Source organism: Candidatus Lokiarchaeum ossiferum (assembly GCA_025839675.1).
In the GTDB taxonomy this organism is placed as follows: domain Archaea; phylum Asgardarchaeota; class Lokiarchaeia; order Sigyniarchaeales; family Promethearchaeaceae; genus Lokiarchaeum; species Lokiarchaeum ossiferum.
The window spans coordinates 1,986,729-2,004,125 of record CP104013.1 but is presented as its reverse complement, the minus strand read 5'-3'; the positions used below and the strand labels follow the sequence as shown (position 1 = coordinate 2,004,125).

Sequence of the window (17,397 nt, the reverse complement as noted above, 5' to 3'; positions counted from 1 at the left end):
CATGAAAATATGGTTTTTCATCATTTTAGAAATTCTTTTTTTTACAAAATTATTTAAACATGACAGAAATGTAACACAATATAAAAATGTTTAAACTGAGAAAATTCTATCGGAATCAAATTATATCTGATGCGAAGCGGGATTGGATCCTATTGTTATCTATTTCAATTTCAATCTCGATGGTATCGGGATTGGGCTATTTTTATGAGGCAAGCCAAGAATATAATTTTGATCAGAATTTTCAGAGTTTAAGTGATTTCGAAATCATTCATCCACAAGAATGGTGGGTAACTGTGACTCAAAGCATTATTTCCTTACCTCGGATAGAATATTCCAAAGTTTTCGCGGATGATGATGATGCTATATTAGATGTGCTGGATGATAGTGAGATAGACTTTCAGGAAATATGTCGGTATGGGATCGTGAATCTGGAAGAATCATTTATTTGTAATGATGAAAATTCCGATTTCGCTGCAAAATCTATCTATCAATCGGAATACAAAAAAAAAATTAATGCAACTGAAATGCAACTGGCTGTCTTTGAAGATAATTTCTATAATTCTTCTCGATTTTCAGAATTCTTTATAATTGTTGACGGTGAAGTTCCCAAGCAAAATACGGATATTATGCTTGATTATGGGACTGCTTTGAAACTAAATGTATCTGTTGGTCAAATCACAAATATTTCTGTCAAAACTGGAATCTTTTTTGAGGATCCGAATTATCAGAAACCTGTTCAAACCACCCTTTATGATTTCAAAATTGAGAATGTCTGTATTTCTGCAATATATCTTCCGATTTACCCCCATTTTTCTGTAGATCAAACTGATTTTACTTATTCTTACGTGTATAATGATTACTTACTCAAAAAAGAATTCGTCGAATCTACTGAAATTGATAAACCTGCAGTATTCTCTTGGTACAATTTCTCTGGACCTGATTGGGAGCACCCATTTCAAAGGTTATACTATGATATAGATCAACATTATATGGCTTACCGATATCACCGCAGTACTTGGACCCATTCGGGATATATATTGATATATGACCGAAGTTCCTTGGATTATGATGAATTAACTTCTCAATATACGGTTCTTTCAACCAAGATTGCGAAACTCACTCTATCTATTCCTCCGGATGAATCATTAGTTGATTACTTAGGGCTTCAAATTGCAAATTTTCAACGAGATCTTAGCAAAACTCGCTTCATAATACAATTATTAAACCTACCTCTGCTTCTTTTCGCTATTTTGTTTAGTAAAATGTTCACAAATTTCAATTTTAAACAGAAACAAAATGAAATTCTAACTCTAAGGGCAAAAGGAATCCCGGCAATAGTTTTAATCCGATTAAATATTCAAAAACATTTACTATATGGTGCAATCTGTGCCTTTCTCGGTATTGTGTTTGGAATATTGCCTTTCTTTGGGTTTCAAGAAATTATTGGTCCCTTTTTCTTCAATTTGGATAGCACTCGTTTATTACCCAAAATATCATCCTTCTCACTTATTTTTGCGGTGATGTTAAGTTTTGGAATTAACATTCTTATGCTTGTTCCTTCGATAAAGAATTTGAAGAAATTTGAATTTTTACGGATTAATACCGAAAATTTTAATATTGAAAATGATGATTTTGACCCGGATGATCGCTTCTCTGAAGAATATCTTGATTCTAAAGATAAAAAGAAAAAGAAGGAAAAAGTGAAAAAGAAGAAAAAAGTGGAAAAGAAGGAGAAAGTGAAAAATACACGACTGTTCTCTCAAAAAAAGAAGAAATCAACAAGTGATCTGGAGATTTATACCAAGAAAAAGCTCTCTTGGTGGACTCGCCTTAGCATCCTATTCGGGTTACTTACCATTGTTCCATTTGGATTAATATATATAAGTTTGAAAGTTGCTTTCCCTGATTCTCTTATCGATGTCATCCACTTTATGGTTGAAGAATTGCCTCTCTTCATTTTATTAGTATTCTTTGGATTGGGTTTTTTCGTCAACGGTTTAGTAAAGTATTTTTCTCAATATGAAGTCAAGCTATTCACAAAATTCTCACAAAAAATGGCTTTTATCTGTTCTAAAGAATATCATCTTTTAACACACTTAGAATTATTACGTGAGAGAAATTGGTCAAAAATCTGCGCCATTTTTGCAATATTTGCATCTATTTTAGTTGCTTCGAATTTGACATTCAATTCTCAACTCTATTCGAATAATTTTTTCAGCAATCTTGAAAGTGAAGAAGGAATTTCAATCGATAATCCATTATTATCTTCCCAAGATGCCAATTTATCTTTCGAATTAGGGGAATCCGGGTTTTATGCTTTAGTATATAAAGATTTCTTGCTAATTGGTATGATTACTATTATAGAAATCATCATTATTCAACTCCTAATTTTCAAAAATAACGCTCGCATTACAAACAATTTACTCGGACGTGGGATAAGAAAAAAGCGTATTATTCGAATAGAACTCGCAAAATCTTTCATCATATTATCCTTTGCACTAATAATAGGAATCGTAAGTGGATTACTATTTGCTTGGATAATAAACAGCGTCGCTTTCCAACTAAAATATATGAGCATCCCCAATATCCCTAGGAACTCGGGACCGTACATAAGCATCGATTGGATTGAATTACTGGTGGTGAATAGTATCTTGATATCAATTTCCACCTTTTCGCTAATAAGTGGAATAAGTCGGAATCTTGCAAAAAATTGGGGTTCAAAAGGTATGGAATCTAATCGTGAGAAAGTAATCTATTTTTCCTAGGTGGGTAACTGGATTTTTCAATTTTAGTAATATCAATGCTTAGTTATTGCTTTTGATACTGAATTTTAAACTATCTTCGATTATTTATGTAGAAAGAAAAAATTGAAAAAAATAGCAATATTTTATTTCTTCAATGCCCAGAATTCAACATCCATTGCATACCGCCATGCATCGCGATATTCACTTACAGCTTTTTCCCATTCTCCTTGCTCAAACTGTTCATTTCCAGTGAACAGTGAATTTGTACTCTTTTCTAAATACATTTCCACTCTGGTTTCCCATTTTCCTGAAGTAATTGGCAATGCTGCCGATTCTTCAGAGGCAATTTGAGCTAAAATCATATCTGCCATAGTCAAATATTTACACACTTTTTCATAGGTGATGATGACATTTTCTAAAAGAGGAATTAGTATTGTTGGGTCAATTTTTGAAAGTGACTTCTCCAACATGATCGTAGGTAATGGTTCCTCATAGGCATCAATAATTCGTTGATATTTGGCAATCATCTTTTCCATGTGATTAACTGCATTTCGTTCATGGACAAATACTTGGTCTCCGTGCTTGAAATCTAAATGAGACTCATCTTTCCATAATCTACCACATAAGCTTAATTCTATTTGATGAATTATATTTCGTGTGTTTACATCTATGCAACGGATTCCTGTGTGAAGATCCTCCAAAATATTTTTAGCTTCCATTTTCAATGATTTCGGATCTCCGATTTGAACTGTTAAATCATAGAGGATTGGAGAGAGATCCTCATCTCCAATTTCAAATTTGACATCGATCTGCAAATATCGTCCATCTGGAATATAATCAAAGAAGATATTATTCGATACGTATTCCCAACCTGTCCAACTTAATCCATCATTGGAACTTCTTACCCGAACTTCAAGATTTCCCCCTACTGGGATATAATCCGTCCAAGATACTCTTCCCCATTTAGAATTATCTTCTTCAGAATCAAAAATAATTCTCCAATATCCATTTTGGCTAATACTTTGTTGGTACGAAAGTCCTGTTGCGTCACTGTACGTGTATGGAAATAGACCAGTTTCATATGATCCTACATAGTTACCGTTCTCTCCTAAGTGTTTAGAAAGTTTACTGATTGCTCTGTGGCACAACCATATATTATTTTCTCCATCAACGATCACACCTCGACTTTCTGTTACTGGTGTAGAGTAATTCCTCCAGAGTTCAATTCCTTCAGGGGAATATTTGATTGGATATCCTTGCGTATAACTTGCGATAATTATATTTCCATAGGAATCGGTAGCTATCCCAGTCACTCGCATATTTGGTTTTACTACTGGTCCGATAGAAAATATTTTTGAACTCGAATTAAACTGAATATATCCCTTACCGGTTGATGAATCTGCTAAATAAACTATTGTGTTTCCAAATATATCATAGTTCAATGCCATCCCATATGTACTACAATATGGTTCTGTGAACATTCCACACTGCGATGGATCCGATGTATTTAACCAGAATAGTCTGTTAGAAAGCGATGCGCTCCATAAAATACCATATTTATCGACTAATGATCCATAGGGTGTGCTACCTAATGTAGTATATGGACCTCCTAGAATGTCTCCTGAAATGGAATCTAATTTATAATATTGTCGGGAAGAATATAATCCTACCCAGATATTTCCCTCAGGATCAATTGATAAAGATCTGCCAATACCATTTGGATTTCCAACTCTCACTATCCAAGCTATTCGTTCATCTTGAATTTCAGAATCCTCGATAATTCCATTGCCATTTCCATCTAACATAGGTTGCATTTCATCGGGAGTGATTTCTCCGTTAAAATTTGCATCAAAAGAAGTATCCAAAATCCCGTTTCCGTTACGATCTATCCATTCATCGACCAATACTTTCATGACATCCGTGGGTCTACCATCAAAATGCCTGTTGGCAACGTAACAATTTCCCTCACCATCCACACATGTGCGAGACGGTGATGCTCCTGTCCATGCATCATGGTCTGGATATGTGCTAAACCATGTATTGTAACGAGCAACTTCGGTATTCGTTTCGGTATCCCATTTTGATAATGTATCCTCTCCTGCATTGGCTATCCATAAATAGGAAAATGTTGACGTTTCTTCGGATAACTGTAATTGATCTGGAATCGATTCACATTCTACTCCAACCATTTCACCTTCTTCGAAATCTGCATTGAAAGTGAACGTTTTGGAAACCTCCCCTGGATTCGCGCTAGCAGTTGAAATTGCATTTAATACCAAAAATGGCGATAGTCCCACAACAACCAACAAAAATAATATTTTTTTATTTCTTCTCATAAAATTTCCCCATACTATTCAACATGGTGTGAATTGAGAAACTGAATTAAATCGATACAATCACACGCATGTATTATATGTGACTGAATTGTATCTATAAAAATATTTTGGTAAATTCATTCCATTCTCTTTTTCTGATGCTTATCAAATCATTCGGCTCAAGTTGTTTTTAAAAAATATGTAAAACATCCTTTCAATTATTGTAAGAAATTAGAGAATTTTTAGAAAGCAAGTTATTAGGGATGTCGCAACCCAATTAGAATTTTATTAAAATAGAAATAAGAAACTGCATTAAAACTGAATATCTGGATCTATTTAAAGATCTAATTTCTAAAAGTATGTGGGAATTATATCTTCCGATAATAAATACACTTCTCGGATATAAAGTTGGGTGTATCGAAGAATTCGTAGAATCTTCTTTAAATGATTACTTATAGCGGTGGGGTTTTTGAAAAATTAAAAAACTAATTATTATGCTTACTTAAGTTTCCGAGCTTTGAAGATTGAATAATGTTTTTTGAATATATCTGGACTTATTTTCAATTTTTATTTTCAATCTATTGTAACAGCGAATTAGCGTTTATTTGAATACTCATTCAGATAAAATCTATAGAAAATATTAAAATTACCTCATTTATTCATGATTCTCAGTGATTTTATCGAAATTTAGCATTGTATTTTTTTTTTTCTGCATGGAATTCGCTATTTGGATCAATTGTTTTTTCTTTTTTATTCAAAAAAAGCTCGAAATTAATCTTAAAAGGAGTCTTGTCCTACACTATATCATAGTATTGCCTTAGAAAATCTAATTATGGGATTTTGTGAGGTTTAACTAATAAAATTATTTAAATTAGATATGAAAATTGGAGATTTGATATGTATTCGAATTTCTGATACTAATGGGGTTATTTGACTATCTATTTAAATCATAATTGGTAAGAGGTAAAAATGTATGGTAAAATGTAGCTTTATGCAACTTTCAAGTTGTTGGGGTTGCCATCAATCCCTACTTGACTCGCATTTAACGCTTTTGCATGTATTACCGGAACTCGAGTTTGTCTATTGGCCAGCCGTAGTAGATTTCAAAATTAAAGATTTAGAAGGCTATGAAGATGGGTCAGTCGACGTTGGGTTTTTAGAAGGGTTTATTCGAACCGAAGGTGATCTTGCGAATGCAAAATTAATGCGTCAAAAATGCAAAATAATTGTCGCAATGGGGTCTTGTGCTGTATTAGGGGGATGTCCTGGATTGGCTAACCTCTATACGATCGAAGAATTAACCCAACGAAAATTTTTAGATACTGAATTCGTTGATGCAGGTGCCAAAGTGCCTGATCAACATGTTCCTAAGTTTATGGATGCTATTCCAGATCTCCACACTCAAGTGAAAGTTGATGTTGATTTACCGGGATGTCCACCAAAACCAGGAAACATTGTTGGACTAATCGCTCATGTATTAGGTGCTCCAGATACTAAGGTTGATGCAAGTAAAAGTATGTGTGATGTTTGCCCATTAGAAAACTGTTTATTGGATGCTGGAACGCTCTGTTATGGCCCTATTACTGCTGCTGGAGATCCAATTGGAAAACTTGCTGCAGGTTATCCCGTGAGTGGTGAATTCGGATTAACCAAAGCAATCCACGAAGGAAATGCCAATAAATTGTTTGCAAAACTAACTGAAAAACCATTGACCAAAGACGAAGTAAGTCAAACTGTCACTGCTTTAATGATGACTCTTTCATCTGTACCTTTAGGTTATTTGGTTGGTAAAGCAGATCCAATTCGTGCCGTGAAATTAGATCCAGAGTCAATCAAGATGAAAACTTTTAACAATAAAGAAATTGTAGATTACACCGCCGAAGGTTATCCTGAGATGGTGAATCATATTATTGGTGCTTCTATGGCCAATTTAAAAGATAATCCTGATTATGATGATTCTGCCAAGACTGTGTGTTCTGCTTGTGAACGGAATGTGGAAAATAAAGAAGTAGTCCGATATAAACGTGATTATGAAGGTTTCCCAGATCAAGATAAATGTCTCTTAATTCAAGGGTATGTGTGTATGGGGCCGATCACCAAAGGTGGTTGTGGAGCAACCTGTCCGCGCGCCAATTCTCCCTGTTTAGGTTGTTATGGTCCTGCAGTAAATGTTGATGATTACGCAGCCAAAGCTATGAGCTTGTTCCCTTCAATTTGTCGGGATTCCCCTGAAAATATTAAGAAATTCTTCTCTGATCCTGCGGGATTATTTGCCCGATTTTGTGTGCCTACTAGCACCCTTGGGCATAAATTGGAGGAAAAATAAGGAGGAATAAAAATGGTAAAAGCAGATTTAAACTTAAAACGAGCCGTTTTGGATTTGATGATGGGTGGAGACAAATTATCATACTGTATGCAGTGTGGAGTTTGTAATGACGTATGTCCCATTAGTCAACAACATGGTTCACGCTATAATCCACGTGATTTGGTGCTTTTCTCTGCCTTAGGGTATAAGGAAGCACTATTTGCTGCAGTGGGACGAGACCCATTTGCATTATGGGGCTGCACCGCATGTGAAACATGTGATGAAATGTGCCCTGCCGAAATTCCAATTACGGAGATTATTTGTGTATTAAAAAACGCAGCTTGTGCTGCAGGAGCAACACCTGAATTCTATCCTCAATCGTGTCGAACTATTCGCGATAATGGGATGGCAATTCCTGTGCAACCCGCAATAAATAAACGACGTGAAAAGTTGGGTATTGGATTGCCTCCAGCGATTCCCGTTGATGAAGTGAAAGCAATTATGGCTGCGACCGGTATTGAAAATACAATTAAAGAAAAAGAGGAGGGTTCCGCGTAATGGCAGAATACAAATTATTTCCTGGTTGTTTAATGACCAATCGTCTACCGTTCTTAGAAGCTTCCGCAAAAGTAGTGTTCGATGAATTAGGCTTAGTAACTTCTCCTGGAGAATTTTCATGTTGTCCTAATCCTGTTGGATTGCGCTTTGTGGATCAAAAAACATGGGCTTCTTTAGCTGCTCGAAACATCTCAGTAGCTGAAAAAGAAAATAAAGACATTATGTCTTTATGTAATGGATGTGCTCAATCGATGATTGTGGCGGATCATGAAATGAAACATGATGCTGTCTTGAAAAAAGGCGTAAATGAAATCCTTGCCAAAGTTGGTAAAGAATACAATGGAACAATTAATATAAAGCACTTCGTGCGTGTATTAGTAGAAGAAGTTGGTTTGGAAGCGATTAAAGCAAAAATCACTCATCCCTTAACCGGGTTGAAAGTGGCTTGTCATCCAGGATGTCATTATGCTCGACCTTCACATATTTTAAAGGTTGAAGAGGATCCGATGGATTTGAAGTATTTGCATCAACTTGTAGAAGTTACTGGTGCTACTGCTGTTTCCTTTGCAGAAGAAAACTTGTGTTGCGGGAATGTAGTGCGAAATTCTGATGTGAACACTGCCAACATCATGTTAAAATCAAAAATTGATGGAGCCAAACGAGCAGATGCAGATTGTTTGACTGTGAACTGTCCTTCATGTTTCCAGCAATTTGATAGTGAACAACCGAAATTAAAAGCCCTGGCTGCAGAAGGGGAAGAATATAAATTTCCAATCTTCTATATTACCGAATTATTGGCATTAGCCATGGGTAAAGATCCAAAATCTCTTGGATTGAACTTCCACCGTAATAAAGGGAAAGAAGCATTAGCTAAGGTGAATCTTTAAAATGTCTCCAGATAAAGTATATGAAATAGAACCTGTCACTCGATTAGAAGGACATGGTGGATTACGACTGGTATTGGGTGAAGATGGGAAAACCGTAAAGGATGTCCAATTCAACATCACCACTACCAGATTCTTTGAAAAATTGTGTGAAGGGCGATATGCAGAGCATGTACCTCGAATCACGAATCGAATTTGTGGAATTTGTCCAATTCCCCACCATTTAGCAGCTACTAAATCTGTGGAAGCTGCATGGGGGGTAGAAATTCCAGAAGCCGCTTATAAATTGCGTCAGTTGTTTATTAATGCAAAGCAATACAGTTCTCATTTATTGCACTTCTTTGCATTGGCTGCTCCTGATTTTATTTATGGTCCGTTTGCTCCTGCTGGAAAACGTAATGTTGTGAATATCATCAAGGATATGCCTGAAGTTGGGGCAATGGCATTAAAAATGATGGATTTTGGCCAAAACATTTGTACTGCTATTGGTGGTAAATCTGTTGGTCCTATTGCAGGAATTGTCGGTGGGATGCGAAATCCCTTGTCATCTGCAGTTCGTGATGCCAATATCGCTCAAATTCCAGAACAATTAGAATTTGTGAAGAAAACCGTAGATATTGCAAAGAAAGTGGTATCTGATTATTGGGATGTTATTGCAAATGTTGCAGCCACCGAAACTTATTATTGTGGTGTGGGTAAACAAGTCAATGGCAAGATTGTGCACGATATTTATGATGGTGATATCATTTTCGTATCTCCTGAAGGTAAAAAGCACATTTATAAACCAGCAGACTATCTTGAAGCAATTGGAGAGAAAGTGGTTGATCATAATTATGCAAGCCACACTTACTTCAAACCCGCAGGATATCCCGATGGAATTTATCGAACCAATTCCCTTGCTATGTTGAATGCTTGTGATGAAATGTCCACTCCATTGGCAGAAGCTGCTCGAAAAGAAATGTATCAAAAAGTCTGTGGTGCGGATTGTGGCGTAATTCACAATACTTTCGCTTACCATTGGGCTCGAATTATCGAAACTGTTGAAGCCTTTGAAAATATTGTAACTCTTCTCAAAGATCCTCAAATCCTAAGTACTGATATCAAAACTCTTGATGTTAAACCTAAGGAAGGACGTGGTGTGGGAATGGTTGATGCGCCTCGGGGTAATTTAATTTATGATATGGCTACCGATGCCGATGGGATTTGTCGTAAATTAAATATCATTGTTGCAACCAACCATAATATTGCAGGAATTGAGAAAAGTGTAAAGCATGCCGCTCAACAAATCTTTGAGCAAGATGCCTTATCAAAACTTAAATTACCTGAACCTTGGATAAAATAATCGAACAACCTAAAATGTGACCTAATATGGTAGAAGTAAATGAAGGTATCTTAAACTTGCTCGAAATGGTAATCCGCTGTTATGATTGCTGATTATCGTGTGCTGCTCATATAACCGTTGTGGAACCTGATGGTACTGAGCGCATTGTTCGCAAGTTAGAAGTTGACTGCGGTTAAACTTCATGGGTTGAGTTCGATGAACGTTTCTCACAAACTCTGGAGAAACTGGAGACCCCTGTCCGGGGATGCTCACCTTTTTCATCTTTTTTTATTCTGTTCTAACGTATTTCATTTTTCTTAATAAATCGTTCGAGATCAAAGATATTCAAAATTGATTACCAATGAAAATTGTAAAAAGAATCTAAGATGACTCAAAATTGTTGATTTTAGGATGATCATTTTGTTAGATTAGTCAAAAAATATTTTAGAGCGATTTAGAAAAGTTGAGAAGCACTCTTTTTTTTTATCTCATAGCGTAAACAATTCGCATTGGATGATCTAATCTATCATATTCTGGTGGATTTGGCAAGGATTTGATTTGACTTGCTGATTTCGAGGAGGCAAAAGCAAGAACCCATGCATCTAAAATATCATCTGACTCAAATTTCCCATTTTTTATGTTGTGGTTTTGTATTGAGAATAGGTCAAAGGAAGCAGAAGTTAGATTTTGTAATACCTCTTTTCGTTCTTGGATTCCTTCTTGTGTTTTTTTATAATGTTCCATAGGTTTTCCTTGATTAAATGCCCAAAAACACACTTCAGGATGACTTTCATAGAAAATGGGGCGCGCAGAAGTATCAGAGATTAATAATTGATCCATTTCTCGTATTTTATCACAAATATTCCATGCTTGTTTGGAAAGCCCTTTGGTGGTTCGTTCACGATTTATTCGATTTGCATCCATATAAGTTGTCGCATATAGTGCCTTACGGCAAGGTGGTGGAAATATGCTGGATGAACGTGCTCGGGTAAGAATTTTTCTTGCAAGGTGATCACATTTTCGAGGGGTTGAGCCTGAATCTCGCAACCCAATCGGAATATCTATAAAAATTCGGGTTGCGTCCGAATGGTTCTTCCATAGGGAGGTTAAAGTTGGATAAATTGAAATCGAAAATTTCGTTTGTTCTTCAATAATGGCGCACATCCAACCAGATCGACATCCATCAACTCCAATATATTTCATGGGTAAGTATTAGTGCAATTTTAAATTAGTGTGTTTGGATCGTAAGCATAATTGATGTCTCCTACAAAACAAGATCTATCCTATGAAGAACGGATTCAATTAGCGGTAAAATGGATTCAAAATTCGCAGCATCTCGTGGTTTTTACAGGCGCTGGGATCAGTACCGAGTCTGGTATTCCCGATTATCGTGGTCCTGATGGTGTTTGGACACGTCGGGATAAAGGATTACCTCCCCTGAAAATGAAAATGACTATGGATCAAGTTCAACCCAATTCTGGACATGAAGCGATAGTAGAGTTGCAAAACCGAGGGCTATTAAAATTTCTGATTTCACAAAATGTGGATGGACTACATCTTCGGTCGGGAATTTCTTCCGAGATCATAGCAGAATTGCACGGTAATCGTCACCTTATGCGATGCTTAACATGTGATCGTCAACATCCAAAAGATTATTTGTGGGATTCTACGAAGTGGGGTAATGGCTACCGCACATCACCAATACGCGATAATCAACCGGGATGTCCAGCATGTGGGGGACGACTTATTAGTTCTGTTGTCAATTTTGGGGATCCTATGCCTCAAAAAGAAATGGATCTTGCTCAACACCATTCAATGGCTGCAGATGTGTTAATTGTTATTGGATCTTCACTGGCAGTAATGCCTGCGGCATCCTTTCCCTTGATTGCCAAAGAAAATGGCTCCAAATTAATCATTATAAATCATCAAGAAACTATGTATGATTCTGAAGCAGATCTATGTTTCCATGAAAGTGCAGGGGCGACTTTGCAAGCTATTTTAAGTGCAATAAATGAATAAAAATTAGAAGGAATGATTAAAGATTTTCTCCAAACCATGCAGATACTTGCTTTACCCAATTTGAAAATTCATTCGACATTTTTTCATATGGTCGTCTCACTAAAGAGTAGAAAGTAAACTTGCCTTTTTTCATTCCTAAAATCAGCCCTTGTTTTTCTAATACGCGCAAGTGGTGCGATATTGTGGGTTGGGATTTTTGTAAAAGAGCTTCTAATTCACACACACATCGGGCTTGGTCCCTTAAACTTTCCATAATTAAATATCGTTCTTGATTTCCGATAGCTTCTAAAAACGCAATAATTTGTTGCTTTTTCTCATCCGCTAAGAATTGTTCACGAAATTTAACCAATTCGTCATAACTTGCTTGCCCATTGTCACAGCACCCATCTAATCGTTCTAGTAAAATTGTATATTTTTTTGTATTCGCCTTGGGTGTCATCTCTGTAAAAATATTGGCGGGAAGAAAATTAAGGTTTTGGATATGAATGGATATTCGATGAAAATTAACATTTTTGGATAGTGAACTATCAGTAAGTTTCATACATATGCTGAAGAATTTTTTTAAGAACTATGCGATATTTAAACAAGTATGAATAATTCTATAATTAATATGATTCCGATAACTATTTCAAATCCTCATCCATGGGACAGAACTTCGTTGGTGTCAGTCTCCTTTGAAAATACTTTGCATATTTCAGGATTACAAGTCTATGATGATGCAAATTGTGAGTTATTATCCCAAATGGATCCTGAAGTCGATGGCTGGTGTCAAGTTCGATTTGTGGCAGAGAATATTCCAGCGAGTGGAAAAAAAAAATTCTTCATCAAGGCACGGGATACCACTGCTGATTTACATCTTCCAGAAGAAGGTTTGTTAGATGGTAATGAGTATTATTTAGAAAATGATTTATTGCGTATTATTGTTGAAGTCGATGGGTCTTTGACTATCATGGATAAAGATGAAGAAGAAGAGACTCCTGAAGACCAAAAATTAATTATCATGGGGGAAGAGTTGGGGAATGGATCAATTTGGGCAGGGGATTCTTTTTATTATTATCCTAAATTGCATCAAATTCAAGTTGATTCCGAAATTCTCTCCATGGAGGATGTTAAGTATGATTTAATGGAAGCCAGTGATTTTGGCGGCAAAATTCAAGTTAAAGCGACGTTAATGGCAAAAAGTGGAGCAAAATTCCCAATCACCACCTTTATTGATATTCAAAAGGGTGAGAAACCAGTCATTCGAATTCACTCCTGTTTACCAAAAGAATTAACTTCACACAATGTATCCTTTATTTATCCCACTTCATTGAAATGTGATGTGGTAGCCCACGATAAAGTGCTCTGTCTTTGGGATGAAAAGCAAGATCATGGGTTAGGTGTATTCACTGACAAAGGTATTTATTCTTCCCAACGAAATCCAGACGGAGAAACAACCGTAATTATCGATGGTAAAAATTTAATTGAAAGTGAACAAGGCTTGGAAATAAATCTTTGTTTAGTCCCTATTAAGGAATTTAATACTTCATCTACTGATCCGCTGCAAAATGTGCTATTTAAACTTGCGGCTGAATATTATACTCCTTTTGAGTGGAAAATTAATTAAACTAGTTTAACATCCTTTTTTTTCATTGTTTTTTACCTCGAATATGGAACTTTATTTGTTTCCCTCATCAGATATCTTTGTTTAGTAAAGTTGGCGCTATGCAAAGTGCTATTTTAGAAAATAATGATCATCTTTTTGAATATTCCCTCTTTTTTTATGTATGTGTGCTTAGCAATTCCTGCAAGAATTTTATCCATCGAAGGCAATCAAGCCTTAGCTGATTTTGATGGTACCCAGAAAAAAATAATTGTGGCTTTAGTTCCTAGTATTACAGTCGGACAATATGCGATTGTGCATGCTGGAATGGCAATTGAAATTGTTGATGAAAAAGCTGCTCAAGAAACCTTAACTTTATGGCGCGAAATGTTAGAGAAAAACTTGGTTGATAAAGCCGATTATGTGTGAAATGTTTTTTTCTAAATTTTTTCGGAAATGAGTTAAATAGAATAAAACATAATTGACTCTATATGAATTTAGAATCGGGAAAGATTGGTTTCATATTCGATTTGGATGGTACTTTGCTTGATAACATGGATTTTTTCCTTCGAGATATGCCTAGACAAGTGGCTCAATTTTATGGTTCCGAATTTACTCCAGAAATGGAAACATTTGTGAAATCGATGATGTTTGAGGCATTTGGAGGATCGAAACTTAAAGGAAAAACACCGATTCTTCGGGCAATCTTAAAAACTGCCAAATTATACAACATCCCTTGGTATAAGAGACTTCAGTTTTTAAAAGTTAATTATCAAGTCTATAAAAAAGGAATTACCAACATGTCTCTGATACCCGGTGCAGAAGATATGCTGAACGTTTTGACTCAAAAAAATAATTTTCCTATTGGTATTTGTACGACGAGTAGTGAAGAAGAAATCAAACTCCGTTTCCAGAATAGACCTGAATTTTTAGATCAGTTTAATGGAGCGCTCATTGGTCGTGATACCGTTAAAAATCCTAAACCGGCTCCGGAAGGGATTTTGAAGCTAAGTAAAAAGTGGGGGATCCCGCCAAACCGTTTGGTTATGGTTGGGGATTTTAGTGCAGATGTAGAAGCGGGGAAAAATGCAGGAACTACCACCATTGGAGTTCTTTCTGGGTTTTGTACTCTTGAAACGATGAAGGAAGCGAATCCGGATTTCATTTTTCAAGATGTGACAAAAATTCCCGAAAATTTACCTGATATTTTAAATAAAATCCAAGAATCGGTTTAGGTTTCATTTGTTGTTTGAGCCGCAGCAATAGCGATTTGTCCTACGCTAATACCTGCATCTCCAGGTGGGATCCGGTTATGTTGTAAAAAGGTCAGATTAGCGTCTTCGACTAATTTTTTGATGGTTTGCATAATTATTTCATTATAGGCAACGCCACCCGACACTCCTATTTTTTGGATCTTGTGGGTTTTAGCAGTTGAGATGGCAATATTTGTAAATAGTTCAGCAATATCACAATGGAAACCGTAAGCAAGGTTTTTCATGGTTTCACGAGTGTGTGATTTGGTGGCCTGAAAGAGAAGCTTGGCATATTCAAAGAGCAATTTCTCTCCGTAAATAATCTCCTTAGTGTGAAATTTGGTAAGGTCGAATCGTTTTTCATACTTACTACCCCATGCAAACCCTTCTAAACGCATTGCGGGTTCCCCTCGATATGTTCGTTGATGACAGACGTTAAAAAGACTCGCTGCCGCATCTAACAATCGACCAAGACTTGATGTAAACGGATATATTGTAGTTGTTTGGGGAAGATTGGTGATTTGGGTTTTTAAAACTTTTAACTCGGTGGTTTTATGGGGAAAATAGGAGACTAAATCGAGTTTCTGGATGAGCGCTTCGATTAATTCCCTATCTATATCTGATGTTGCTGCAGAATAGAGCTCACATAACAACATTCTAGCGGGATTTTTCGCACATAAATCACCTCCAATCATCACAATAGGGTTTAAATGTGCAATACGAGTAAAAGAATAGTAACCTCCTAAGAGAATTTCTCCCCCCCAGGGTTGGTGATCCTTTCCATATCCTACCCCATCTAATGTGAGAACCAGAATTTTTTCTTCTAAGGGAAGTTGATGATCCACCATCAATGATGCTAAATGTGCATGATGATGTTGAATGGTTTGTATCGGAATAATTTGCCGTTCATCTGACTGAGATCGGAGTTCTTTTGCAATTTTTTGAGCTAAACGGGTCGATTGAAAACTGGGGTGAAGATCTCGAGCGATACATCCAATTTCACAGTCGTCAATTTTTAAAAGAGTTTGTAAATGGTGAAGGGCGGATTCAAGGAATTCATACGTTTCCAAATTGCGCACATTTCCGATGTGTTGCGTTGGAAATATGCGGGGGCCCCTTGAAATTGCTCCTGTACTGTTTAATTCGGCGCCGACGGCAATAATCGCATCACATTTGGGTTCGAAGGGCAGTTTTATATATTCCGGAATAAAGCCTCGGGAACGACGAATGATTGCCCGATTATTCAAAATAGGTCTAATAACACTATCATCGCAACGCTGGAATATCTCACGATTGTGTAAAAAAAAGAGATCGGCGATTCCGTCCAAATGAGTTAATATTTCAATATTATCTACTGCCATTGGCAATGATGAAATATTTCCACTGGTGAAAACTAAGGGAATATTGGGGAGGTTCTGAAAGAGTAAGTGATGTAATCCCATATAAGGCAGTAGAATTCCGATGTTGTGCAATCCTGGAGCAAGATTCTCTGGGAAGGACTTCTCTTTTTTAGGTAGAAGGAGAATGGGCCTTCTAAAGGAAGAAATGATTTCCATTTGTTTTGGTGTCACGTGGCAGTAGTTAAGAACTGCTTGTTGATCAGCGACCATAATTGCAAAGGGCTTATTTTTGCGCTCGCGTTTGCGATTACGAAGTTTTTGGATTACTTTTTCGTCATCCGCTCGACACACTAAATTCACGCCTCCAATTCCTTTAATTGCTACAATTTTTCCTTCCTTTATGGCAATTATCAGTTCATTCAATGCATTAGGTTCGGGAAACCTTGGATTGGGGCTTTCCAATGTAGCAAGAAAATAGAACGGTCCGCAATGATTACAATTAAATGTTTGCGCATGAAACCTGCGATTAGACCTATCAGAATAATCTTGTTCGCATCCTTCACAAAAGGGGAAATCTTTCACTGTGCTATTAGGTCTATCGTACGGTAATGCTTTCATGATAGTGTATCTGGGACCACATTGAGCACATGCGATAAATGGGTAGTGAAAAAAGCGTTTTTGATCTGGATTTGTGAAATCCTTAAAGCATTCATCGCACATTGCAATATCGGGTGGAAGTGTTAGTCCTTTCCCGATTCCATCATTACTTGGAATTATTTTTAATTCTTTAAATTCACTTGTCATAACTTCCTTCGGGGATGAAACTGTAATATCTTCAATTAAAGCCATAGCGGGGATTTTTGCGCGAATTTCGAGAGCAAGACGTTCAAAATTGAATTTTGGATTGGTTGATTGAAGATCCAATGTAACTCCCAAATTACCGGTGTTTTTAATCGTTCCAGTTAAATGGTGGCTATCTAACAAATTAAATAAAAAAGGACGAAACCCAACACCTTGAACAATTCCTGTTATGATAATTTGTTGTTGTTTCATCCTGATCCCAAGATTTCATAATC

At 36.4% G+C, this 17,397-nt stretch carries 14 protein-coding genes; 9 read left to right on the top strand and 5 right to left on the bottom strand.

The features are described 5' to 3' along the window. The first annotated feature begins 86 nt into the window (after positions 1-86). Positions 87-2,765 (top strand): hypothetical protein, encoded by a 2,679-nt coding sequence (locus NEF87_RS08200; protein ID WP_457919399.1) that lies wholly within the window; start codon positions 87-89, stop codon positions 2,763-2,765. Positions 2,766-2,887: 122 nt separating this feature from the next. Here the strand turns inward: NEF87_RS08200 and NEF87_RS08195 are convergent, their stop codons facing one another. Beyond that, on the bottom strand, positions 2,888-5,080 hold the full coding sequence (locus NEF87_RS08195) for a hypothetical protein (protein ID WP_457919398.1): 2,193 nt from the start codon (positions 5,078-5,080) through the stop codon (positions 2,888-2,890). Positions 5,081-6,032: 952 nt separating this feature from the next. On the opposite strand from NEF87_RS08195, the gene NEF87_RS08190 reads away from it, so the two are divergent. From NEF87_RS08190 to NEF87_RS08175, 4 genes are read left to right on the top strand one after another with little or no spacing between them, the layout of a single operon-like run. Beyond that, a complete protein-coding gene (locus tag NEF87_RS08190; protein ID WP_457919397.1) occupies positions 6,033-7,385 on the top strand; it encodes an NADH-quinone oxidoreductase subunit B family protein in 1,353 nt (450 codons plus the stop codon). 12 nt (positions 7,386-7,397) lie between these two features. After that, entirely contained in the window at positions 7,398-7,922 is a 525-nt protein-coding gene (locus tag NEF87_RS08185) for a 4Fe-4S dicluster domain-containing protein (protein ID WP_371805969.1), read from the top strand. Next, on the top strand, positions 7,922-8,809 hold the full coding sequence (locus NEF87_RS08180; protein ID WP_457919396.1) for a CoB--CoM heterodisulfide reductase iron-sulfur subunit B family protein: 888 nt from the start codon (positions 7,922-7,924) through the stop codon (positions 8,807-8,809). The genes NEF87_RS08185 and NEF87_RS08180 overlap by 1 nt, the downstream gene beginning before the upstream one ends. 1 nt (position 8,810) lies before the next feature. Then, entirely contained in the window at positions 8,811-10,148 is a 1,338-nt protein-coding gene (locus NEF87_RS08175; RefSeq protein WP_457919395.1) for a Ni/Fe hydrogenase subunit alpha, read from the top strand. 21 nt (positions 10,149-10,169) lie between these two features. On the opposite strand, the gene NEF87_RS08170 is transcribed toward NEF87_RS08175, so the two are convergent. Both NEF87_RS08170 and NEF87_RS08165 read right to left on the bottom strand, forming a co-directional pair. Further along, positions 10,170-10,400, bottom strand: coding sequence for a hypothetical protein (locus NEF87_RS08170; RefSeq protein WP_457919394.1), 231 nt, complete (start codon positions 10,398-10,400; stop codon positions 10,170-10,172). Positions 10,401-10,610: 210 nt separating this feature from the next. After that, the gene (locus NEF87_RS08165) at positions 10,611-11,330 is read right to left on the bottom strand and encodes a DUF429 domain-containing protein (RefSeq protein ID WP_457919393.1); all 720 of its coding nucleotides are present in this window, start codon (positions 11,328-11,330) and stop codon (positions 10,611-10,613) included. Between the two features lie 54 nt (positions 11,331-11,384). On the opposite strand from NEF87_RS08165, the gene NEF87_RS08160 reads away from it, so the two are divergent. Continuing rightward, positions 11,385-12,146, top strand: a complete 762-nt coding sequence (locus tag NEF87_RS08160) for an SIR2 family NAD-dependent protein deacylase (protein WP_457919392.1) — start codon at positions 11,385-11,387, stop codon at positions 12,144-12,146. A 16-nt stretch (positions 12,147-12,162) separates the two neighbouring features. On the opposite strand, the gene NEF87_RS08155 is transcribed toward NEF87_RS08160, so the two are convergent. Further along, a complete protein-coding gene (locus NEF87_RS08155) occupies positions 12,163-12,687 on the bottom strand; it encodes an ArsR/SmtB family transcription factor (RefSeq protein ID WP_371805964.1) in 525 nt (174 codons plus the stop codon). Positions 12,688-12,735: 48 nt separating this feature from the next. Between NEF87_RS08155 and NEF87_RS08150 the strand changes: the two genes are divergently transcribed. The 3 genes from NEF87_RS08150 (at position 12,736) to NEF87_RS08140 (ending at position 14,963) form a co-directional block, all read left to right on the top strand. Next, complete coding sequence (locus tag NEF87_RS08150; protein ID WP_457919391.1) at positions 12,736-13,752, top strand: hypothetical protein; 1,017 nt, start codon at positions 12,736-12,738, stop codon at positions 13,750-13,752. A gap of 162 nt (positions 13,753-13,914) precedes the next feature. Next, a complete protein-coding gene (locus NEF87_RS08145; protein ID WP_371805962.1) occupies positions 13,915-14,157 on the top strand; it encodes a HypC/HybG/HupF family hydrogenase formation chaperone in 243 nt (80 codons plus the stop codon). Between the two features lie 62 nt (positions 14,158-14,219). Continuing rightward, positions 14,220-14,963, top strand: a complete 744-nt coding sequence (locus NEF87_RS08140) for an HAD family hydrolase (protein WP_457919390.1) — start codon at positions 14,220-14,222, stop codon at positions 14,961-14,963. Here the strand turns inward: NEF87_RS08140 and hypF are convergent. Then, on the bottom strand, positions 14,960-17,374 hold the full coding sequence (gene hypF, locus NEF87_RS08135) for a carbamoyltransferase HypF (RefSeq protein WP_457919389.1): 2,415 nt from the start codon (positions 17,372-17,374) through the stop codon (positions 14,960-14,962). The genes NEF87_RS08140 and hypF overlap by 4 nt on opposite strands. Positions 17,375-17,397 lie beyond the last annotated feature (23 nt).